This is a genomic window from Streptococcus marmotae (assembly GCF_001623565.1).
Classification (GTDB): domain Bacteria; phylum Bacillota; class Bacilli; order Lactobacillales; family Streptococcaceae; genus Streptococcus; species Streptococcus marmotae.
The window spans coordinates 1,669,944-1,692,242 of sequence record NZ_CP015196.1 but is presented as its reverse complement, the minus strand read 5'-3'; the positions used below and the strand labels follow the sequence as shown (position 1 = coordinate 1,692,242).

The following is a 22,299-nucleotide window of genomic DNA, read 5'->3' as shown; positions in this document are numbered from 1 at the left end:
ACGAATATTTACACAAAAAAGGGTAAGCTTTTTTATATAAGCTGCATTCTTATGCTGTTTGCTGTATAAAAAAACAGGGTGCCCCCTGTCTTTGTTCTTTTTATCCCCTTCTAATCCAAGGCCTTGATTTCCAAAATCATATCGCGGATTTGGGCGGCAAGTTCGAAGTCAAGCAATTCTGCTGCTTCTTGCATTTGTCCTTCTAGTTTCTTTATCATCTCACGGCGTTCTTGCTTGTTGAGACTTTCAATATCGACGGTTTCTTCCTTATCAGGCAGAACGCTTTTCGTTACGCTGATTAAATCACGGATTTCCTTCTTGATTGTCTGTGGAATAATGCCATGTTTGTCATTGTATTCCATTTGAATTTGGCGACGGCGGGCTGTTTCATCCATGGCTCTCTGCATGGAGTCTGTGATCTTATCCGCATACATAATGACATGCCCCTCACTATTTCGGGCCGCGCGTCCAATGGTCTGGATCAACCCACGCTCATTACGCAAAAAACCTTCCTTATCAGCATCCAGAATCGCAACCAGACTGACCTCTGGTACATCAATTCCTTCCCGCAATAAGTTAATTCCGATGAGGACATCAAAAACTCCCAAACGTAGGTCACGAATAATCTCCGTTCGTTCAAGGGTCTTAATATCACTGTGCATGTACTTGACCTTGACCCCCATTTCTTTGAGATAGTCGGTCAAGTCTTCAGCCATTTTCTTGGTCAAAGTGGTGATAAAGGTGCGTTCCCCTTTTTCGGCCCGTATCGTAATTTCCTCTAGTAAATCATCCATTTGTCCCATGGTTGGACGAACTTCCACTTCTGGATCAAGAAGCCCTGTTGGACGAATGATTTGCTCGACAATGGTATCTGTCTGTTCATTTTCGTAATCTCCTGGTGTCGCAGACACGTAGACAATCTGATGAACATGACTTTCAAATTCCTCACGGCGAAGCGGACGATTGTCAAGGGCACTCGGTAAGCGAAAACCATAATTGACCAGCATTTCCTTACGAGAACGGTCACCATTATACATGCCTTTTATCTGCCCCATAGTCATGTGGCTCTCATCAATCATAATCAGAAAATCATCTGGGAAGAAATCAAGTAGGGTATAAGGTGGCTCACCCTCGCTACGGCCATCCATGTGCCGAGAATAGTTTTCCACGCCATTGGTGTAGCCCATTTCTCGGAGCATTTCAATATCATACTCTGTTCTTTGTTTGAGGCGTTGCGCTTCAAGGAGTTTTCCTTCTTTTTCAAATACTTGGAGTTGTTCTGCCAGCTCTGCTTGGATTTTAGCGATGGCTGTTTCCATATAATCATCACTGGTCACAAAGTGCGTGGCTGGGAAAATGGCTAAATGATCTACTTCTCCCAAGACTTGACCTGTCAGAGCTTCGATTTCACGAATCCGGTCGATTTCATCACCGAAAAATTCCACTCGAAAAGCATGCTCATCTCGACTGGCTGGGAAAATTTCAACGACATCACCTCGGACACGAAAACGACCACGTTGAAAGTCAATATCATTGCGTTCAAACTGAATATCCACTAGGTCATTAAGCAATTTATCCCGTGAGATTTCAAGTCCGGGGCGTAAACTAACCACGCTGTCTGCGTATTCCTTGGGCGATCCCAAACCATAGATACAGGATACGGAAGCAACCACAATCACATCATTGCGCTCTAAGAGGGCAGAGGTTGCAGAATGGCGGAGTTTATCAATCTCATCGTTGACCGAGCTATCCTTTTCAATGTAGGTATCGCTTGAAGGGACATAGGCTTCTGGCTGATAATAATCATAGTAGGATACAAAGTATTCCACTGCATTTTCAGGGAAAAATTCCTTGAACTCACCGTACAACTGTCCTGCCAAGGTCTTGTTATGGGCAATGACTAGGGTTGGTTTATTGACCCGAGCAATAACTTGGCTCATGGTATAGGTCTTACCAGTCCCTGTTGCCCCTAGTAAAATCTGCGCCTTTTCTCCACCTTCAATATTGTCCACTAAGGCTTCAATCGCTTGCGGCTGATCCCCAGACGGCTGATACTTGGATACTAATTTAAACTGATTATTGGTACTTCTATCAATCATATTCCACCTCTTTCTTTTATTTTATCATAAATAGTACAGATTGACTGTTTTTGAAAATGCCAGCTAAAAAGGAGTAAGCCCCAAGCGTGATCTTGTATTCATCACGTGAAGTCTACTCCTTTATGCTGCTATGCTTCTTTTTTTGAGCGATACAAATCCCAAGCAAGGTAGAGACAGCCGATTGCAAGAACAATCGAAGCAATGGTACTACCTTCTGCCCCGAAATCTCCTCCTGATAAATAACTTGGCGCTTTCACAGTCGGCGCAAAGTTCATCAGTGAATAGCGAATCTCAAGCCCACTGACATGTAAGCCGTAAACCGTTCCTTGGAAGCAATTCCAAGCAGCATGGATAGCTGAGACACCCCAGATATTGTCTGTTTTTAAGACATAGAGACAGGCAAAGAGGCCAAACAGGGCAATATTGACCAAAGCAATCCCGTTAACCGACGGATTTCTCAAATGGAGAAGAGCAAATAAAATACTAGATGTAGCCAGTCCGATAGGAAGGTTGGTCTTTCTTGACACAACTGGAAAGACCCAACCACGAGTGGAGAGCTCTTCTGTCCCACTTTGGATAAACCAAAATGGAAAAATCAAGAGGAAATTCAGAACGGTAGCAACAGAGAACTGAATGCTTGTAAGGCGAATACTTCCAGTTATATATTGTAGAAAGACGACTACTGAGATAAGGAAAATACCAACCCCTAGCCCTTTTGCCAGTTCCTTCACCGCTCCCTTCTGATAAAAGCCAAGCCCAGAAATAGGGCGTTTTTCTCCAAACCGTACCCAAAGCATGATCAGCGCAGATGGAAAGGCAAAAACGAGCAATTGTAGAAAGAGGGGATCCAGCACATCAAAGGTACCCTCAGATGAATTCACAAGCAATAATGCTTCAGATATTCCAAATAGTATTCCTAAAATGATGACTCCCACAAAAGAACCTACAAATAAGATAAATTGCATAAAAAATGGTATAAAGAGCGCATAGAGCCAATTTAAGACCTTGCTCGGCTGAACAGCTACTGCTTGCAACATTCTATTTTTTTCCATTATTATCACCGTCTTCTTCTTTTCATCCATTATAACCCTTTTCATTTGCGGAATCAATAACTTTAATAGAAAAGATACAAAACATGGGCATGTCACATCTTCTGACATGCCGTCTTTGCAAATAGAAGAATTTATGATATACTATCCAGTATATTTTGGAAATATAGTAGGAAAAAATTCTGAAAATAGTTTTTAGCACCATTTTTAGAAAAAAGTATCCTATCTGTTTAGAAAAGGAGAATTGAAATGAAGAAAAAATGGTTGACTTTGGCAGCTCTTCTGCCACTATTCTTTCTCTTCACACCAGCAAAGGCAGACGATGCGATTGATATTGCATTCGATTCGACCTATGCTCCATTTGAGTTTAAGGATTCCGATCAGGTCTACAAGGGACTTGATGTGGACATTATCGATGAGGTAGCTAAGCGTTCAAACTGGACAGTTAACAAGAGCTTCCCTGGCTTTGATGCAGCTGTCAATGCCGTTCAATCAGGACAAGCGGATGCCCTTATGGCAGGAACAACGATTACGGAAGCACGTAAAAAAGTGTTCACATTCTCAGATCCTTACTTTGATACAAAAATTGTCATTGCAACGGCTAAAAAATCCCCTATTTCTGACTATGCTCAATTAAAAGGAAAAACAGTCGGTGTTAAAAACGGTACGGCTGCCCAAAGTTTCCTTGACGAGCACAAAAACGAGTATGGCTATACTATTAAAACCTTTGATGCAGGCGATACCATGTATAATAGCCTCTCTGCTGGTGCAGTCGATGCGGTGATGGACGATGAAGCCGTCATCCAATACGCCATTCAAAAAGGGCAAGACTTGGCAATCAACATGAAGGGTGAAGCAATTGGTTCATTTGGATTTTCAGTCAAAAAAGGCAGCCAATACGAATCGCTTATTGATGATTTCAATAAAGCTCTCGCAGCAATGAAAAAAGATGGGACTTATGATAACATTATGAAGAAATGGTTAGGAGGAACAAGTACATCAGCTACCAATCCTTCTGACTATGGGTCACTTCTCAGTCTAACAGGAACGATTGGAGCAGTCGCTACTCCTGTCAAGGCATCGTATACGATTGTATCTGATTCTTCTTTTGCTCCATTTGAATACCAAGGAAAAGATGGCAAATACACTGGAATTGACATTGAGTTAATCAAGGCGATTGCCGAGCAGCAAGGATTCACGGTGACCATTCAACACCCTGGTTTCGATGCTGCGCTCAATGCCGTTCAAGCTGGTCAAGCAGACGGAGTGATTGCAGGAATGACCATTACAGATGCCCGTAAGAAAATCTTTGATTTCTCAGATGCTTACTACACATCCAGCATTCGCCTGGCAGTTAAAATTGGCAGTGATATCACAAGCTATGCAGATTTAGCTGATAAGACAGTCGGAGCTAAAAATGGTACTTCCTCTTATACTTATTTAGAAGAAAATGCTAGCAAATATGGCTATTCCGTCAAAGCCTTTGATGAGGCTTCTACTATGTACGATAGTTTGAATTCTGGTTCTATCGATGCCCTAATGGACGACGAAGCTGTGCTTCTTTATGCGATTCAACAAGGACGCGATTTTGAAACACCAGTCGAAGGAATCGCAACTGGTAACCTTGGTTTTGCCGTGAAAAAAGGAAGCAATCCTGAGTTGATTCAGATGTTCAACAATGGACTAGCTGAATTGGTTCAATCGGGCAAATACGATGAAATCATGAATAAGTATTTCAATGCTAGTGAAAAGACAGACGCCACTAGTTCATCGGTTGATGAATCAACCATTTGGGGATTATTGAAAAACAACTACGGTCAATTGTTCTCAGGCCTTGGTATTACGATTGGATTGGCACTTCTTTCATTTGCGATTGCTATTGTTATCGGAATTATCTTTGGAATGTTTGCGGTTAGCCCATTTAAGACTCTTCGTGTGATTGCTTCTGTCTTTGTCGATGTGGTTCGTGGGATTCCTTTGATGATTGTTGCGGCCTTTATCTTCTGGGGCATTCCAAACTTGATTGAGTCCATGACAGGTCAACAGTCACCAATTAACGATTTTGTAGCTGGTACGATTGCTCTTTCCCTCAATTCAGGTGCTTACATTGCCGAGATTGTTCGTGGAGGTATTCAAGCTGTTCCAGTCGGACAAATGGAAGCCTCACGCAGTTTGGGAATTTCTTATGGTACGACCATGCGCAAGATTATCTTGCCACAGGCTGCAAAATTGATGTTGCCAAACTTTATCAACCAATTTGTCATTACTCTGAAAGATACAACGATTATCTCAGCGATTGGTTTAGTCGAATTGTTCCAAGCTGGTAAAATCATCATTGCTCGGAACTATCAATCTTTCCGTATGTATGCAATCCTTGCCATTATCTACTTGATTGTCATTACACTCTTAACTCGTCTTGCACGTAAACTTGAAAAAGGAGGCAACTAATGGCTCAATTAAAAATCAACGTCCATGACTTACACAAGTCTTATGGCGAAAATGAAGTCTTAAAAGGTATTACCGCTAAATTTTACGAGGGAGATGTAGTTTGTATCATCGGCCCTTCTGGTTCTGGTAAATCAACTTTCTTGCGGACCATGAATCTGCTTGAGACAATTACAAGCGGACAGGTAACGGTAGATGGATTTGATTTGACAGATCCAAAAACGGATTTGGACACCTTCCGCTCAAATGTCGGAATGGTCTTCCAGCACTTCAACCTCTTCCCACATATGACCGTCTTAGACAATATCACCTTTGCACCGATTCAGCATAAATTGATGGACAAGACAGAAGCTGAAAGAGTCGGAATGGAATTGCTTGAAAAAGTTGGTCTTGCTGACAAGCGTGACGCAATGCCTGATAGCCTGTCTGGTGGGCAAAAGCAACGTGTCGCAATCGCTCGTGCCCTTGCGATGAATCCTGATATTATGCTCTTTGATGAACCGACTTCGGCCCTTGACCCTGAAATGGTTGGGGACGTACTGAATGTTATGAAAGATTTAGCTGAGCAAGGTATGACCATGCTGATTGTCACCCATGAAATGGGATTTGCCCGTAAGGTTGCCAACCGCGTTATCTTTACAGATGGCGGGGAATTCCTCGAAGACGGCACACCAGAACAAATCTTTGACAATCCACAACACCCACGCCTCAAGGACTTCCTTGACAAGGTCTTGAATGTTTAGTTTAACAAAAACGCCTCACTGCTTACCAGAGAGGTGTTTTTATCTGCCTTGCTTCAACAGTCCGGTGGACTGTTGAAGGTTGGAAATAAGGATTATGTCATAATCCTCAGCTAACATTAGTCAGAACTAGTGGCACAGTGGAGACGAGCCAAGCTCGTTCGATTTTCAGCCTTCCACAATTCTCAATTGTGGAATAATCAGATTTTGATTTTTATAGAGTATTAAAGGATAAGAGGCGCAAGCCATTTAAAATTACTAAAATAGTGGAGGTTTCATGGAAAAATACCCCTTGTGTCAAATCCAAATAACCTAGCAAATTAAGCGCAATCAACAGAAGAATGACACTAACTGAAAAGAAAATATTGAACCGGGTAATCTTACTGTATTGCTTGCTCAATTGAAAAAGTAGGCTAATTTTTTGGAGGTTATTTTGCGTTACAATCACATCACTCGCATCCATGGCAATATCCGTACCACTCCCCATCGCAATGCTAATATCGGCATTAGCTAAAATAGGAGCATCATTGATGCCATCACCAATCATTCCAACAATGTTGTCTTCTGTTTTTAATTGTTTCATATAAGAGACCTTATCTTCTGGCAAACATTCTGCATAGAAGGTTTTGATTTTCAGTTCTTCAGCGACTCTATTTGCTGCTGCTGTTCGGTCTCCTGTCAGCATGACTACTTCCACTCCTTCTTGGTTCAAGGTTTGAATCATTTCCTTTGCTTCTTTTCTGACCGTATCCACTAATTCAATATAGCCTACGATTTTCTCTTTTTGAGCGACGAACAGCAAGGTACCTTGGCTATCTTTCTTCAAATACCCCGACGTATCTGAAAAGGCTTCGACAAAGCGTTTATTGCCAATCGCAATCTCTCCCATTTGAATACCACAACCAGCTATTTCCTGTACAGGAAGCCTGTGAGAGTGAGCTAACGGGGCAATCTCTTGGAAATGAGTGACGATTGATTGGGCAAGAGGATGAGACGATTGGTTTTCCATATAGATAATATAGGGGAGCAAGTTCTTGTCTTCCACGCGATAATCGTTCACCCGAAACTCGCCCTCAGTTAGAGTCCCTGTCTTATCACTAAAAAGAATCGACAGCTGGGTCATCTTTTCTAAGGCATCGCCATTTTTTATTAAGATACCATTTTTAGCACCGAAACTCATGGCACTCAGCATGGCGGGCGTAATCGAAGCAATTAAGGCGCAAGGACTAGCCACTGTTAGCAGAATCATTCCGCGATAAAAGGCTTGCGCAAAAGATAGCTGTTGAAAATGAACCAAGCCAATAATAAACAGGACGACAACACCTAAAACACCAATCACATAGGTCTTCTGTAGCTGATGAAGAAACTTGTCACGCTGACTCTGGCTTCTGCTTGCTTGCTCAACGAGTTCCACGATATGCGAAAAGACCGACTCACTACTTTTCTTCCGAACTAGATAAGTACTTGTCTCTCCAATATTTAAGGTTCCTGCAAAGACTGCATCGTTTACTTCCTTTGCAACAGGACGGCTTTCGCCTGTCAATAAACTTTCGTCGACTAGCATCTTTTGCTGAGCAACTCCGTCTAAGGCAATTTGCTCGCCTTTTTTCACAACTAATCGATCTCCCACCTCTATCTGCTCAATAGCTGTCTCAATTGTCACTCCATTTTCTCTGACTAAACTGGCACGCTTCGGTATTTGCGTCATCAAAGACTCCATCGTCTTTAAAGATTTTCGATAAACATAATCTTCCAGCACCTCGGAACCAGAAAAAATAAAGAGTAAAATGGCCGCCTCGCTAAAGTAGCCAATCGAAATAGCCCCTGCTGCAGATAAAATCATCAGCAAATCAACCTGTAAATCATGGTTATGAATGAGTTCAAACCAGACATTTTTAAGAACAGTATAACTTAAAAAGACGATGGCCAAACAGAGAAAACTAGTTCCTAGCAAGGATTGAAATTGCTCTATCACCAACCCCAATCCTAGGCAAAAAGAGCCTAGTGTAAATAACTTCCCTGCCTTTGTGCTAAGCATAGATATCATCATGAGCCTCCTTTATTGAAAAACGAAAAAGAGCACACCTGTGGACAGTTTGTACTGTCTCACAGATATGCTCAGCTTTATAATACTAAACAATCACTGCTGTCTAAACACTTATAGACCCGGCTACGTAAATAAACTTTACTGCTTGTTCATATTCATCAATTTATTTTACACTAATATTGTAACTCTATTGGGGATACTTGTCAATCTATTCTTACGAAAATTCACCGTTTATCTGTAAATGTAAAGTTTCTGAACCTTCTCATCTACGATGTAGCTGAAGATTCTATTCTATTCTTTACTTGCCTGCCATGTTTTTTCAATATAAGGGGTAAACTGTTCCAATGATTCCTTGCTCCCCTCGTAGGCAATCATATAGACCCTCTCATCTTTCTTAAAGGCCCAGGTGACGATCTGCTGTTTTGATTTTAAAACGACAGTGACCTGAAATGCTTCGTTCCCCGCCACTTCTCGCATATCTCCCCATATTTCTTCGACATCAGGGTGTTCATGCCAGACAGAAGCAATGCGGTCAGCCATCGCTTTAGCAGTAAATTCTTCATCTGCATCCAGATTAGCTTTTTCACGAGTATAGCCATTAAGGGTTACGATATTATACCCACTACCATCTGTATACTGAATGCTATCACTTCCATCTACATCGGTAAAACGGATCCAATTTTTAGGAATAGCAATGTAGCCATACTCATCAGAGCCAATTCGTTGAAAGTCCTGACCAGTCGTCTGCTCCGTTGAGGATGAACTAGTATTCATTACACTAGAGACAGGTTGGCTAGCTTTGGTGGAAGTAGAATCGTTCTTTGAACATGCTGACAAAACCATTGACATCAGTAATATCTGACTTACGATAAGCATTTTCTTTCTCATCATGTTCTCCTTTCAAAAACTTTTCTCAGAATGATACGTTTCATTCGCTGCTTTCATCTCGCTAGACTCACGGCGCTTTCGGGTTTCTTGGCGCAGGATAAAATAGCACACCAGACTTGTCTTGCTCTCTTATTTTCGAGCTCTGATAAACAGACTACTGGACTTGCCTCGCTTTCCTATTTCCAAGCTCGAGATAAACCACCCCACTGGGGTGCCCTTCGCTTTCTTATTTTTAGGCTTGGGGATAAAACAGTCCACTGGACTGTTTTATTCCTCATCCATACTCAACACACTTAAGAAGGCTTCTTGTGGGACTTCGACGCTTCCGATGGCTTTCATGCGTTTTTTCCCGGCTTTTTGTTTTTCAAGGAGTTTGCGTTTTCGTGAGACGTCTCCTCCATAACATTTAGCTAGGACGTTTTTACGAAGGGCTTTGATGTCACTCCGTGCAACAATTTTTTGACCGATAGCAGCCTGGATTGGGACTTCAAATTGCTGACGCGGAATGATTTTCTTGAGTTTGTCTACAATCAATTTTCCACGTTCGTAAGCAAATTCTCTATGGACGATAAAGCTGAGGGCATCGACCTTGTCGCCATTCAGGAGAATATCCATTTTCACTAATTTCGATGGACGATATTCTGAAATTTCGTAGTCAAAACTTGCATACCCACGCGTTGAGGATTTCAACTTGTCAAAGAAATCAAAGACAATTTCAGCAAGCGGAATTTGATAAATGACATTGACCCGATTGTCATCAATATAATCCATGGTCACAAAATCGCCACGCTTGCGCTGTGCCAATTCCATAACAGCTCCGACATATTCCTGCGGTACCATGATTTGAGCCTTGACATATGGCTCTTCGATACTATCAATCTTAGTTGGATCTGGAAATTCAGATGGATTGGAAACTTCGATGGTCTCACCGTCTGTCATATTGACATGGTACACTACGGATGGTGCTGTCATAATCAAGTCAATATTAAATTCTCGCTCAATCCGTTCTTGAATGACATCCATGTGGAGTAATCCCAAAAATCCGCATCGGAAACCAAATCCAAGTGCCTGAGAAGTTTCTGGTTCGAACTGCAAGCTGGCATCGTTGAGCTGTAATTTCTCAAGCGCCTCACGCAGGTCATTGTATTTGTTGGAATCAATCGGATAAATCCCTGCAAAGACCATAGGATTCATCTGCTTATAGCCTTCAAGTGGAGCATCCGCTGGATTGGTTGCTAGGGTCACGGTATCACCGACACGAGTGTCAGCAACGGTCTTGATTGAGGCTGCGATATAGCCAACGTCTCCTGTTGCAAGGTAATCACGGCCAACGGCTTTTGGAGTGAAAATTCCGACCTCTGTCACATCAAAAGTCTTGCCATTGCTCATCATCTGAATAGTATCACCAGGCTTGACCACACCGTCCATGACCCTCACTTGCAGGATAACCCCACGGTAGGCATCATAGACTGAGTCAAAAATCAAGGCTTTGAGAGGCGCTGTCACATCTCCTGACGGAGCAGGAACTTTCTCTACAATTTGCTCTAAAATCTCTTCAATTCCAATTCCTGCCTTGGCAGAAGTCGGCACCGCTTCACTCGCATCTAACCCAATCACATCTTCGATTTCTTGACGAACCCGTTCTGGATCTGCCGCTGGCAAGTCAATTTTATTGATAATCGGCAAAATTTCCAAATCATTGTCAAGGGCAAGATAGACATTCGCAAGCGTTTGTGCTTCAATTCCCTGCGCCGCATCAACGACCAAAATCGCACCTTCACAGGCAGCTAGGGAGCGAGATACTTCATAGGTAAAATCGACGTGTCCCGGGGTGTCAATCAGGTGAAAAATGTAGGTTTCCCCGTCTTTTGCAGTATAGTTGAGCTCAATAGCATTGAGTTTAATGGTGATCCCACGCTCACGCTCCAAGTCCATGCTATCCAGCAACTGGGCCTGCATTTCACGGCTGGAAACGGTCTCTGTTTTTTCTAAAATCCGATCTGCCAAGGTCGACTTCCCATGGTCAATATGGGCAATAATCGAGAAATTTCGAATCTTCTCTTGGCGTTTCTTTAAATCTTCTAAGTTCATCTGTCTCATCCTTTTAGGGTATTCTCCTCATTATACCAAAATTTGGCGCACTTGACCATATCAGATGAACCGCTTTTCACAAGAAGCCGGGAGGAGTAATTTCCCAAAGTAAGTTCCACTTTCGTTTTCGAAGCGGAGGTTAGTCTAAAACGCTTTCAAACCAAGGGATTTTGTGCGCTCATTTTTTTAACTAAATTCGCCTAAAAGAGACATGAAGACAACAGTTATAAAAACCAGTGGAACTTACCCTGACATGGATTTCCACTGGTTTTTAGTTTTTTTATCAGACCAAATGCCACTTTAAGAGGCAACGGGAGCGGGCAAGAAGTCTTCCGTTCTTACGAAAAAAGACCGACCAAGCGACACATCATAAGATACTGCCCTATCATCATTTGATAAGGCAGTCGTTTTTATCTGTGACTATTTCTAGTGTTACTCAATAATAAGGAATGAACCTACACTTCCTAAGAATGGTGAACACTGCAATCCTTATTCAGTGTTTCTTCGCTAAAGCTACTATTTTTTCACCATAGTCTTGCGAATATCAAGTGCTACTGCTACGACAATAACAATACCTTGGATTACATTGGTCATATCTGGAGTCACTCCCAAATAGGTGAGGCAGACTTTCAATAATTCAAAAACAAAGACCCCTAAGAGAATTCCAGGAACGGTACCTTGTCCTCCAGCAGTTGAAACGCCACCAATGGTCGCTGAGGCAATAGCATCTAATTCGTATCCCATACCGGCTCCAGCTCCAGCAGAACCTGTCTTGGCAGAGAGTAAGAAACCTGCCAAACCATAGAGCAAACCGGCTAGAAGGAAGATTTTTATTTTAGAAAATCCAACATTGACACCAGACACTTCTGCTGCATGTTCATTCCCACCAATAGCATACATGTACTTCCCATAACGAGTTTTATTGTAAAGTACCCACATGGCTAAGCCGATAATCGCTGCAACAATGGTAATATATGGAAGAAATCCAAATAACTTTCCTTGACCAAAGGCAACAAATTCATCCTTGAACGTTCCAATTGGCTTACTTTTTGAGTAAATCAAAACAAAGCCGTAAATCATAATCTGCGTTCCTAAAGTCGCCAAAAATGGTGGAACATTTAAAAAGGATACAATCGCCCCATTTAACAATCCCAAGGTAGCGCCGACAATCAAAGCCACTAGTAAGGGAACAATAATGGGTAGATCTGGTAAATTTGGAAAAAATTTATCCACAAAATCAGGACGCTGGACAAGTGTAGCTGTGATAATGGCGGTCAAACCAACAATCCGACCAGCAGATAGGTCTGTCCCCCTAATAATCAAACAGCCTGATACTCCAAGCGCAATAATAAAACGAACGGAAGTATTAGCCATAATATTGGCTGCATTTCCAACCGTAAAGAAGTTATCCTGCGTCAATCCTGTATATAAAATCATGACAGCAACAACGATATACATAGAATTTTTTGTCAAAAAATCCCCTAGATTAAATGGTTTTGCTGTTTTTGGACTCTCTGCTTTAAACACTTTCCTTTCCTCCTTCATGAGCTCCCATAAATTTTGTAGCAAGGGTCATGACAGACTCTTGGGTTGCTACTTCCCGATCTAAAAATCCTGCAACTCGACCTTCACACATGACCATGATTCGATCTGAGACACCTAGTAACTCAGACATTTCTGAGGTAATCATGATAATGGATTTTCCTTCTGCTGCTAAATCATTGATGATCTGATAAATTTCATATTTTGCACCAACGTCAATCCCACGCGTTGGTTCATCTAAAATCAAAATATCTGGATGGTTAGCAAGCCATCTTGCTAATATGACCTTCTGCTGGTTTCCTCCCGATAAGCTCTCAATTCTTGTCTTATTATTGGGAGTTTTCACACGCAAGCGCTCAACATTATCTTCGACGACTCGGTTCATTTTCTTTTCATCCAATAGACCCATCCTGCCAATGTACTCTTTCAAGGCTGCAACAGATGCATTATCTGTAATGGACAAGACACCAAAAATACCATTGTATCTTCGATCCTCAGTAACGAGGGCAATGCGATTTTTAATCGCATCAGCAGGACGTTTGATGGTGACCTCTTGTCCCTTGATGAGAATTTTTCCTTGCTGTAAGACCCGCATACCATAGAGAGCTTCCATTAGCTCCGTCCGCTGTGCGCCAACCAAGCCACCAATTCCTAGCACTTCACCTTTTCGGAGCGTAAAGCTCGCATGTTTAAAGGAAAGAGGATTTGGCGAAGTGAGATCTTGTAATTCAAGAACGATTTCTTCTGAAATTTGATTGGTTTTTTCTGGAAAAAGACTGGTCAACTCCCGACCAACCATGGCTTGAATAATCTTTGCAGTTGTCATTTCCTTGGCTGGCCAAGTTCCTACATACTGTCCATCCCGCATGACAGTAATATCATCAGAAATCCGTAAAATTTCGTCCATTTTATGAGAAATATAGATAATTCCGATATTTTTTGATTTTAATTTTTCAATGATTTCAAAGAGCTTCTCTACTTCCGATGAGGTCAAAGAGGAAGTCGGCTCATCCATAATCACAACCTTGGCATGGTGCGAAATGGCCTTTGCAATCTCGACAGATTGCATTTGCGATACCGTCAAATCATTCAATAAGGTATTTGGATTAAGATAAAGTCCTACCTCATCTAATAAGATTCTCGTTTCTTCATTCATCTTGGCATGATTCACTAGATTGAATTTCCCAAGAGGGTAATTTCCCAGGAAAACATTCTCGGCAATCGTCATCATTCGAATTGGTTGCAATTCTTGATGAATCATGGAAATACCTGCATCAATCGACTCTTTTGAATCCTTGAAATCAACCTCCTTACCATTAAAGAGAATGGAACCTCCATCTCGATGGTAGATACCAAACAGACATTTCATCAAGGTTGACTTACCTGCACCATTTTCTCCCATCAGGGCATGCACGGTACCAGGTCTTAAGCGAAAGGTGACATCATCTAATGCTTTTACTCCAGGAAATGTCTTGGTGATATGCTGCATCTCCAAAATATACTCACTCATTTTCTGTCTGACCTACTTTCTTTTTCAGCATTAAAAATCTGCCCCACAATCCTTTCACCGTGGTGTCTTAGTCCGTGGGACAGAAGAAATCATTTTTCAAACTGGTTATCTATGATTGCTGACTTATTTGTCGCGTTTTGCGTAACGTTCTTTGGCCTCTTTTGTTGTCTCAGTCTTTGGCTCAGCTTCTTTTAGTTGAGAATCTTCTTTCTTGGTTACCTTCACATAGTCAACCCAGTAATAAGACTCGACATCTTCACCATTCATCAATTTAACGGCAACATTTGCAGCAGTGTGAGACTGATTAAAGTGGTCATTCAAAACTGTACCTGTCAATTCTCCTTTTGCAAGAAGTTCCATCGCATCTGGAATCGCATCGACCCCAACAACAAGAATATCTTTACCAACTGTCCGTTTTGCAGCTTTGATAGCTGTTACAGCTCCTACTGCCATACCGTCATTATTTGCAAACACGACTTCTAGCTTGTCGCCGAATTGTTCAAGCGCAGAAGCTGTCACTTCTTGACCTTTTGCAGTATCCCAGTTAGCAAGATATGGCTCAGCAAGCGCCTTACGTTTAATTCCTGCAGCATCAAGAGCTTTAACGGAATAAGCTGTCCGTTGTTGCGCATCAACGTTGGCTGGGTCCCCAAAAAGGGTAATATAATTAACGACACCATCACCGTTTAAATCCCCTTTAGAAGCTGTTGCTGCGATGATTTCTCCTTGGAAAGTTCCTGATTGAGTGGCATCAGCTCCAACATAGGTAGTTTTACCAGGCCAAATATTTAGCTCATCTACTTCTGGTTCCCGGTTAATTAACACGACAGGAATATTCGCTGATTTAGCAGAATTGATAATGCTACCAGCAGCTGTAGGGTCTACTAGGTTTGCTAAAATGACATCTTTTCCTTGTGCAATAAAATTATTGATTTGCTCTGTTTGTGTTGCTTGATCTTGTTTTCCATCCTGAATATCCAACACATATTTATTGCCTGTTTTTTTACTTAATTCCCCAAAATACCGTTCTAATTCCTCACGATACAAGGTCATAAAGTTATCATCAAATTTATAAATGGCAACTCCGACATTATAGGTTTTTCCGGAACCGGATTCTCCTCCACCTTTTGCTCCGCATGCAACCAATAGCACTGCCGCAAAGGCAATCGCTACATATTTCAAAAATTTTTTCATCCTAAAAATTTCCTTTCTATAGGTATAGATAACCCTTTTTCTTTGAAAGCGGTTTCTTTTTATATATTAATAATACATTTTTACAGTTGGTTTGTCAACTACTTTTTACTAACTTTAATTCTTTTTTAGTAAAATTAATTCCACTTATTTAGTAAAAAAGAATATCCTATAAAATAGAAGATACTCTTTCAGAATAGTCTGTATAGCCTTTATTACTCATTCAACTTCAAAAATAGGCGGTTTATCTATAATTTTGCTATAAAATGTATAGAACTAAGTGAGTCAATTAGGATGCTTTTTTAGTAAATGGAATAGACAGTAATAAAAAATAGATAGTCTATGCCTGAACCATCTAAGAAAGCAGCAAAATGCTAACTTTTATTTTCAGTGAGTATAAAAATATTAGGATAATCAGAGCGAAGCCTACTGAAAAAGACTTTTGATAAAGAATAATACGATAAAAACCGAATGATAGTACTTTCTCAAAAGAGACGAGGTATCAATCAGTCGGTTTTTAGCTTTTTATTCTACTTTTTGTCTGAGATTATTCGTTGCATTTTCGATCACTTTGACTTTTTCAGTGACCTCAATCAGAGCTGCTCAATTTTTTCAGCTAACTCTTCCCATTCCTGCATTAATTGGTCCTGCTGAAGGGCTAGGGCTTCGATTTCGTTTTGGAGATCTGTTAATTCACCCACATCATTGGTTGCTAACATGGCAGCTTGGAGTTGGGTTGATCGCCCTTCCAATTCCTCCATCTCTGTTTCGATTTGCTCAAGCCTACGGGCGATTTTACGCTGCTCTTTTTGGTTTTCTTTCTGAGCTTGGTAGTCGGTTGCTCCGCTCGAACTAGCTGTACTGTCGACTTCTACTGCCTGTTCCGCATTTGCTAGTTGCTCTGCTTTTTTCTCCAAATAATAATCATAATCACCCAGATAAAGGGTACTTCCGGTTTCTGATAGCTCTAATACCTTTGTCGCAACTCGATTGATAAAGTAGCGGTCATGGCTGACAAAAAGAAGAGTACCGTCATACTGAATCAAAGCATCTTCCAAAACTTCTTTACTATCAATATCCAAGTGGTTAGTCGGCTCATCCAAAATCAAAAAATTATTGTTTTCCATGGACAATTTTGCAAGGAGAACACGCGCCTTTTCACCGCCTGATAGCATAGAAATGGACTTTTTCACATCATCTCCTGAGAAGAGAAAGGCACCAAGTCGATTGCGAATATCCACCTCAGGGCGTGTTGGAAAGGCTGACCATAATTCTTCCAGTACAGAGTTGGAAGGTGTCAAGGCTGACTGGGTTTGATCATAGTAGCCTACTTCTACATTGGCTCCAAACTTTGCCTCTCCTTTGACAAAGGGAATCTGCCCAATAATGGATTTTAAGAGGGTTGTCTTCCCAATCCCATTTGGACCGACAATCGCAATGGCATCTAACTTGCGTTGATCGATACGAATCGGCTCAGATAAAATCTCATTTTGGTAGCCTACTGCTGCTTGCTCTACCGTTAAGACAATATTCCCAGAGGTCTTTTCTGAACGAAAGGCCATATGAGCAGATTTTTGCTGCAAGGTTGGTTTGTCCAAGCGCTCCATTTTTTCCAATTGCTTGCGCCTTGCCTGGGCTCGCTTGGTCGTAGAAGCACGAACAATGTTCTTTTGAACAAAATCTTCTAATTTAGCAATTTCTTTTTGCTGCTTTTCATAATTTTGCCATTCTGTCAGTAATTTTTGCTCTTTTAACTCCACAAAAGTAGAATAATTCCCCACATACCGATCCAGCGATGTCGCAGTCAAATCGAGCGTAATCGTAGCAACCTTATCGAGAAAATAACGGTCATGGCTGACAATCAGTAGCGCCCCCTTGTAATGCACGAGATAGTTTTCCAGCCAAGCAATTGTTTCAATATCCAAATGGTTGGTTGGCTCGTCAAGGACTAACAATTCCGGCTTTTCAAGTAGCATCTTCGCCAAGGCCAAGCGGGTATTTTGTCCACCTGATAGGGCTGAAATCTTCATCTGCCACATGGACTCGTCAAACTTAAAGCCATTTAATAGCGCACGAATATCTGCCTCGTAGGTAAAGCCTCCTGCCACTCGAAATTCTTCGGATAAACTATCATAGGTCTGAATCAACTGCTCAAGGGCTTGTCCTGTCAATTCACCCATCTGCAATTCCATATCTCTTAGGCGTTTTTCAGTCTGACGCAGTTCAGCAAATACCTGCAACATTTCATCATAGACTGTATTTTCTGATTCAAAGCGACTATTTTGCGCTAAATAGGACAGGGACAAATCTTTCTTCCGATTGATGTCCCCACTGGTTGGTGCTTCTTCGCCAACTAAAATTTTCAGTAAGGTCGATTTTCCAGCACCATTTTTCCCCACAAGGGCAATCCGATCCCGTTCATCCACCTGCAAGTTAATATTTTCAAAGAGCACCTCCCCTGCAAAGGAGCGCTCAATTTTATTCGCTTGTAAAATAATCATGTCTCTATTATCCCAACGAGGCTAGGTTCAAGTCCTCCTCACTTCCTGATTTACTTTTTAGCATCTATAAACACAGCAATTCGCCAGCCTAACTCAAGCGTTCTTCCAATTGAAAATCAATCGGTAGCCAAGCTAGAATAACCTCCAGCTGCTTGTCCCAATAGTACCATTCATGCTTACCTGATGCTGTTTGATAGTCCACATCATAACCTAAGTCTTTAAAGGATTGCGCTGCAAAATCATTTGCACCGATAAGAAAATCCTCTTCACCGCACCAGATATACATCTTAGTGTCTTTGTCAGCTGTTTTAGCAAGATTCACCAAGGAATGGGGATTGTCTGGGCTTTCCCAGTCTGCAATTTCCCCAAAGGTTCCTGTCCAATAAGCAGTATTCCCTAAACTTTCTGTCCGTGGGTCAAAATCCTTAAAGCTCAAAGCACCTGATAAGCTGGCCGCATACGAAAAGCGATTAGTTTCTAAGGCTAAACGCAAGGCACCATACCCTCCCATCGACAGACCTGCAATAAAGGTTTTTGCACGTTTATCAGTCATATTTGGGAAAAAGCGTTGCAAAACAGCCGGTAATTCTACAGCTAAGGCGTCAAAATAGGGGTAGCCATACTGGGTATTGACATACCAACCATTATGGGTATCGGGCATGACAACGATGAGATTGGTTTTTCTCACCAAGCGCTCCAAAGCGGTTAAGCGTAGCCAAGTCGTATCCCTACCACCCATTCCATGGAGGAGATAGAGGACAGGAATATCGGTATCATCGGGATTTTCCACCCGTCCCTTGTCTGGATACAAGACCTGCACCGACAAGTCCAAATCCATTACTTGCGAATAATAGGTAATACTCATTAAAGCCATTTTCTTCTCCATATCATAGAAAAAGGTGCTACTTTGTCTTGTTAAAGTAGCTACCACCTTTCTCTTCTTATTCTTATCTGTTATGCTATCGTCTTTCAGTTTTTTTGGTACTAGACAACGAGTCACAGGTATAACTGAAGTTAGACAAAACGCAATCAATTAAACCTAAACGACTCTCTTATTTCACTTCCATAATAACAGGCAAAATAGCCGGACGGCGCTTCGTTTGGTCAAAGAGGTACTTGGCTAGTTCATCTCGGACAGATGATTTCAGTTCTGACCAGTCAAACGTATCCTTGGTAAAATAATTTTCGACAGTAATATTGACTAATTCAGAAGCCTCACGCAAAATATCTCTACTCTTTTTGACATAGACAAATCCACGTGTATTGACTTTGGCTTTTGAAATGATGCGTTTCTCACGACGATTCACTGTAATGGCTACGATGAAAATACCATCTTCTGATAAAATTTTTCGGTCACGAAGCACGATATTGCCAACATCTCCAATAGCATTTCCATCAATCATGACATCCCCTGCTGGCACAGAGCCATTATGGACAAATTCGCCTTGTTCATAGCTCATGATGTCTCCACGTTTGACGATAAAGATATTTTCTGGATAGTGACCAATTTCAAGTGCTACACGCGCGTGGGCATCTAGCTGACGATACTCCCCTTGAACTGGGAACAGATACTTAGGACGCAAGATGTTGAGCATCAACTGCAAATCACGCGCATTCCCGTGTCCAGATACCCGCAAGTTTTTCGTAATGGACTTAACCACTCCACCTGCCTGATAAATCATGTTTTCGACACGCGCAACAACTGCTTCTTTTGAAATAGTTGGCGTTGTCACAATATAAACCAAATCGCCGTCCTTGATTTCCACATAACGGTGACGGCCAATTGACATCCTACGCAATCCGTTCAACGGCTCGCCCATACGACCTGTTTCCAAGATAATCAGCTCATTATCTTCAAATTTTGCCATTTCTTTTGGTTTAATCAACAAACGCTCGCTGACCAACCGTAATTTTTTCAAATCAATGGCTGTGCGGACAATATTCTCCACATCGTGTCCTGTCAATACAACACGGCGACCAGTTGCTTCAGCAGCATCAAAGATTTGCTGGATCCGCACGATATTGCTTGCAACCGCTGCAACAATCACCCGTCCTTCCCAATCCGCAATGGTATTGAGAATTTCTTCTGCCTCTTCATGCATGCTCGCTACTTGAATATTGCTATCTGCATTGGCCGAATCAGATAAGAGGGCCAAAACTCCTTCATTTCCAATTTCTGCTAAACGCCCAAAATCAGTCTTGTAAAAGGGATCGGCTGCTTGGTCAAATTTGAAATCACCCGTATAGACAATATTGCCCTCGTCTGTCTTGACAACCACTCCTAAACTCTCTGGAATCGAGTGGGTTGTTTTAAAGAAAGAAACAACAGAAGCACCAAAATCAATTTCAGACCCTGCATTGATCACATGAAAATCCTTAAATTTCTTGGTTGCCTGATAATTTTTCACGACCAATTTCGCTAGTTCAATGGTCAAATGCGAACCAAATACTGGTACACGTACATTTTCCAATACATAAGGCAGAGCCCCAATCGCATCCGCATGTCCATGGGTCAGAAAGATTCCAGCTACCCGCTCCTTATTTTCTACCAAATACTCGACATTTGGCACGATCACATCAACGCCTAGTTGCTCATTTTCTGGATATTTTAATCCCGCATCTAAGACGAAAATCATGCCATTGACTTCAGCGATGTAGAGGTTTTTTCCGTTCTCTCTCACACCGCCCAAAGCCATAATTTTGATATCACTCATGATAACTCCTTCATTTTATTTTTTACTAACGGTCCTTGGAGTTCCAAGTCGAATTACAGTCTTGCAATTTCTTGCATATCCATACTATTATACCGTTTTTTCAAGAAATTGACAAAGACTTATCTTGAAATAGCAAATATTTAGCTTACTGTATGGTAATCTAGAAACCATAAAATACTAAGTACCTGTCCCAGCCTCCTTTTGTTGCGTTAGCAATTTTTTACGGTATGTGTCAGAGCTGACTATCCCTTTCCAATCGACCGTTTTGCTAACTGATCTACCTCGTTATTCCAAGCATTGTCACTATGTGCTTTAACCCAAGAAACAGTCAGCTGTAATTCTTTCTGCATAGACTCATAGCATTTCATCGTATGCATCAAATTTGAATAATACCAGCTCCACACCGCTTGTTTTAGCCTCTGTTTGACGACTTCTTTTACATACTGGTTTTTCTTATATCTACGCAAGTATTTATGAAACACTGGCAATCCTTGATAGTCTGTTAGAACATTCACAGAGGTAAGGTGGTCATTATCCAGCTTTCGAATAGCTTTCAGGCCGATAATAACAGCTCTCAATTCAGCCATCGTAGAGGACTGCATACCCTTTTTTTGAGGAACTACGAAACTCCTGCCTTTACACACTAGATTTCCATCCTCATCCAATACAATATAAGCCGAAACTGTTTTTTGATGATTTTTATGGTAAAAAGAACCATCTGTATATAAGATATACCTTGCCGTCACTACTACTCCTTTAGAGTTTCTCTAGCTTTGATTCATTAACAGTTTCATCTGACTTTAAAGAACAGAACCTTTCCTCTCACAATCGCTCTCTCAACTTCTCTACAAAGAGGTAGGCTGCGGGGCAGGTAAGGGTATTTTTAATGGTCAAATGGTTGATTTGGTAGATTTTTTTGCGGTCTGTATGGGGAAATTCACGACAGGCCTTGGGGCGAATAGCGTAAATGCTGCACAGGTTGTCCTCTCCTAAAAACGGACAAGGCATGGCTTGAAAAACCTTGTCACCATCCTCATCGACCTTGAGATAGAGGTCTTCAAAGACAGGTAGTTTCATCCGAAAATGCTTGGCAATGCGGGTAATATCCGCCTCCGTAAAGAGCGGCCCCAAACTCTTGCAGCAGTTGGCACAGGCAGTGCAGTCAATCTCCTCAAAAACCTCTTGATGGATCTGTTGCACAATCTTATCTAGATCCTTAGGCGCTTTTTTCTTTAAACCAGCTAAAAAATTACGGTGCTCACCCTGCTTTTGCTGGGCTAATTGTTTGTAATGCTCAATATCAATCTGTCTTTCTTTCATATACCGTTGTACTTCCTTATTCTCACCTTATTATACCATAAATTTTTGGTATAAAAAAGAAAGACAAAACCCGTCATCATTCACAATGGAAACAGCCTCAATCATAGAAGTAAAATAATTCCTGCTCAAGGTAATCAATAAAAGAGGGAGGACTATCGATTG

General features: G+C 41.5%; 15 protein-coding genes. 2 read left to right on the top strand and 13 right to left on the bottom strand.

Annotation, left to right across the window (positions count from 1 at the left end; genetic code table 11):
* Positions 1 to 110 precede the first annotated feature (110 nt).
* Positions 111 to 2,099 carry an excinuclease ABC subunit UvrB gene (gene uvrB / locus A4H00_RS08395; RefSeq protein ID WP_067089456.1) on the bottom strand — a complete coding sequence of 663 codons (1,989 nt, stop codon included), beginning with the start codon at positions 2,097 to 2,099 and terminating at the stop codon, positions 111 to 113.
* A gap of 128 nt (positions 2,100 to 2,227) precedes the next feature.
* Entirely contained in the window at positions 2,228 to 3,151 is a 924-nt protein-coding gene (locus A4H00_RS08390) for a CPBP family intramembrane glutamic endopeptidase (RefSeq protein ID WP_067089453.1), read from the bottom strand.
* A gap of 246 nt (positions 3,152 to 3,397) precedes the next feature.
* On the opposite strand from A4H00_RS08390, the gene A4H00_RS08385 reads away from it, so the two are divergent.
* Both A4H00_RS08385 and A4H00_RS08380 read left to right on the top strand, forming a co-directional pair.
* Entirely contained in the window at positions 3,398 to 5,596 is a 2,199-nt protein-coding gene (locus tag A4H00_RS08385) for an ABC transporter substrate-binding protein/permease (protein WP_067089448.1), read from the top strand.
* The gene (locus A4H00_RS08380) at positions 5,596 to 6,336 is read left to right on the top strand and encodes an amino acid ABC transporter ATP-binding protein (RefSeq protein ID WP_067089445.1); all 741 of its coding nucleotides are present in this window, start codon (positions 5,596 to 5,598) and stop codon (positions 6,334 to 6,336) included. The genes A4H00_RS08385 and A4H00_RS08380 overlap by 1 nt, the downstream gene beginning before the upstream one ends.
* A gap of 211 nt (positions 6,337 to 6,547) precedes the next feature.
* Here A4H00_RS08380 and A4H00_RS08375 read toward each other — a convergent pair whose 3' ends face one another.
* The 11 genes from A4H00_RS08375 to A4H00_RS08325 form a co-directional block, all read right to left on the bottom strand.
* A complete protein-coding gene (locus A4H00_RS08375) occupies positions 6,548 to 8,383 on the bottom strand; it encodes a heavy metal translocating P-type ATPase (protein ID WP_082815622.1) in 1,836 nt (611 codons plus the stop codon).
* A 288-nt stretch (positions 8,384 to 8,671) separates the two neighbouring features.
* Positions 8,672 to 9,268, bottom strand: a complete 597-nt coding sequence (locus A4H00_RS08370) for a hypothetical protein (protein WP_099092166.1) — start codon at positions 9,266 to 9,268, stop codon at positions 8,672 to 8,674.
* A gap of 267 nt (positions 9,269 to 9,535) precedes the next feature.
* Complete coding sequence (lepA, locus tag A4H00_RS08365; protein WP_067091574.1) at positions 9,536 to 11,359, bottom strand: translation elongation factor 4; 1,824 nt, start codon at positions 11,357 to 11,359, stop codon at positions 9,536 to 9,538.
* A gap of 516 nt (positions 11,360 to 11,875) precedes the next feature.
* The gene (locus A4H00_RS08360) at positions 11,876 to 12,886 is read right to left on the bottom strand and encodes an ABC transporter permease subunit (protein ID WP_067089433.1); all 1,011 of its coding nucleotides are present in this window, start codon (positions 12,884 to 12,886) and stop codon (positions 11,876 to 11,878) included.
* Positions 12,879 to 14,411, bottom strand: a complete 1,533-nt coding sequence (locus tag A4H00_RS08355; RefSeq protein WP_067089428.1) for a sugar ABC transporter ATP-binding protein — start codon at positions 14,409 to 14,411, stop codon at positions 12,879 to 12,881. The genes A4H00_RS08360 and A4H00_RS08355 overlap by 8 nt, the downstream gene beginning before the upstream one ends.
* A 123-nt stretch (positions 14,412 to 14,534) precedes the next feature.
* Positions 14,535 to 15,605, bottom strand: a complete 1,071-nt coding sequence (locus A4H00_RS08350; protein ID WP_067089424.1) for a galactose ABC transporter substrate-binding protein — start codon at positions 15,603 to 15,605, stop codon at positions 14,535 to 14,537.
* Between the two features lie 590 nt (positions 15,606 to 16,195).
* Positions 16,196 to 18,103: an ABC-F family ATP-binding cassette domain-containing protein gene (locus A4H00_RS08345; protein ID WP_067089419.1), complete on the bottom strand. Its 1,908-nt coding sequence runs from the start codon at positions 18,101 to 18,103 to the stop codon at positions 16,196 to 16,198.
* An 88-nt stretch (positions 18,104 to 18,191) separates the two neighbouring features.
* A complete protein-coding gene (locus tag A4H00_RS08340; protein ID WP_067089414.1) occupies positions 18,192 to 18,977 on the bottom strand; it encodes an alpha/beta hydrolase in 786 nt (261 codons plus the stop codon).
* 178 nt (positions 18,978 to 19,155) lie between these two features.
* Positions 19,156 to 20,817: a ribonuclease J gene (locus A4H00_RS08335; protein ID WP_067089411.1), complete on the bottom strand. Its 1,662-nt coding sequence runs from the start codon at positions 20,815 to 20,817 to the stop codon at positions 19,156 to 19,158.
* A 242-nt stretch (positions 20,818 to 21,059) separates the two neighbouring features.
* Positions 21,060 to 21,563: a ribonuclease HI gene (locus A4H00_RS08330; protein WP_067089407.1), complete on the bottom strand. Its 504-nt coding sequence runs from the start codon at positions 21,561 to 21,563 to the stop codon at positions 21,060 to 21,062.
* A gap of 76 nt (positions 21,564 to 21,639) precedes the next feature.
* Positions 21,640 to 22,137, bottom strand: a complete 498-nt coding sequence (locus A4H00_RS08325) for a YkgJ family cysteine cluster protein (protein ID WP_067089404.1) — start codon at positions 22,135 to 22,137, stop codon at positions 21,640 to 21,642.
* Positions 22,138 to 22,299 lie beyond the last annotated feature (162 nt).

Coding starts and splice junctions, on each gene's coding strand:
- A4H00_RS08390 (WP_067089453.1), bottom strand. CDS start 3,151: ATGGAAAAAAATAGAATGTTGCAAGCAGTAGCTGTTCAGCCGAGCAAG.
- A4H00_RS08345 (WP_067089419.1), bottom strand. CDS start 18,103: ATGATTATTTTACAAGCGAATAAAATTGAGCGCTCCTTTGCAGGGGAG.
- A4H00_RS08355 (WP_067089428.1), bottom strand. CDS start 14,411: ATGAGTGAGTATATTTTGGAGATGCAGCATATCACCAAGACATTTCCT.
- A4H00_RS08325 (WP_067089404.1), bottom strand. CDS start 22,137: ATGAAAGAAAGACAGATTGATATTGAGCATTACAAACAATTAGCCCAG.
- lepA (WP_067091574.1), bottom strand. CDS start 11,359: ATGAACTTAGAAGATTTAAAGAAACGCCAAGAGAAGATTCGAAATTTC.
- A4H00_RS08350 (WP_067089424.1), bottom strand. CDS start 15,605: ATGAAAAAATTTTTGAAATATGTAGCGATTGCCTTTGCGGCAGTGCTA.
- A4H00_RS08380 (WP_067089445.1), top strand. CDS start 5,596: ATGGCTCAATTAAAAATCAACGTCCATGACTTACACAAGTCTTATGGC.
- A4H00_RS08340 (WP_067089414.1), bottom strand. CDS start 18,977: ATGGCTTTAATGAGTATTACCTATTATTCGCAAGTAATGGATTTGGAC.
- A4H00_RS08385 (WP_067089448.1), top strand. CDS start 3,398: ATGAAGAAAAAATGGTTGACTTTGGCAGCTCTTCTGCCACTATTCTTT.
- A4H00_RS08375 (WP_082815622.1), bottom strand. CDS start 8,383: ATGATGATATCTATGCTTAGCACAAAGGCAGGGAAGTTATTTACACTA.
- uvrB (WP_067089456.1), bottom strand. CDS start 2,099: ATGATTGATAGAAGTACCAATAATCAGTTTAAATTAGTATCCAAGTAT.
- A4H00_RS08370 (WP_099092166.1), bottom strand. CDS start 9,268: ATGAGAAAGAAAATGCTTATCGTAAGTCAGATATTACTGATGTCAATG.
- A4H00_RS08335 (WP_067089411.1), bottom strand. CDS start 20,817: ATGAGTGATATCAAAATTATGGCTTTGGGCGGTGTGAGAGAGAACGGA.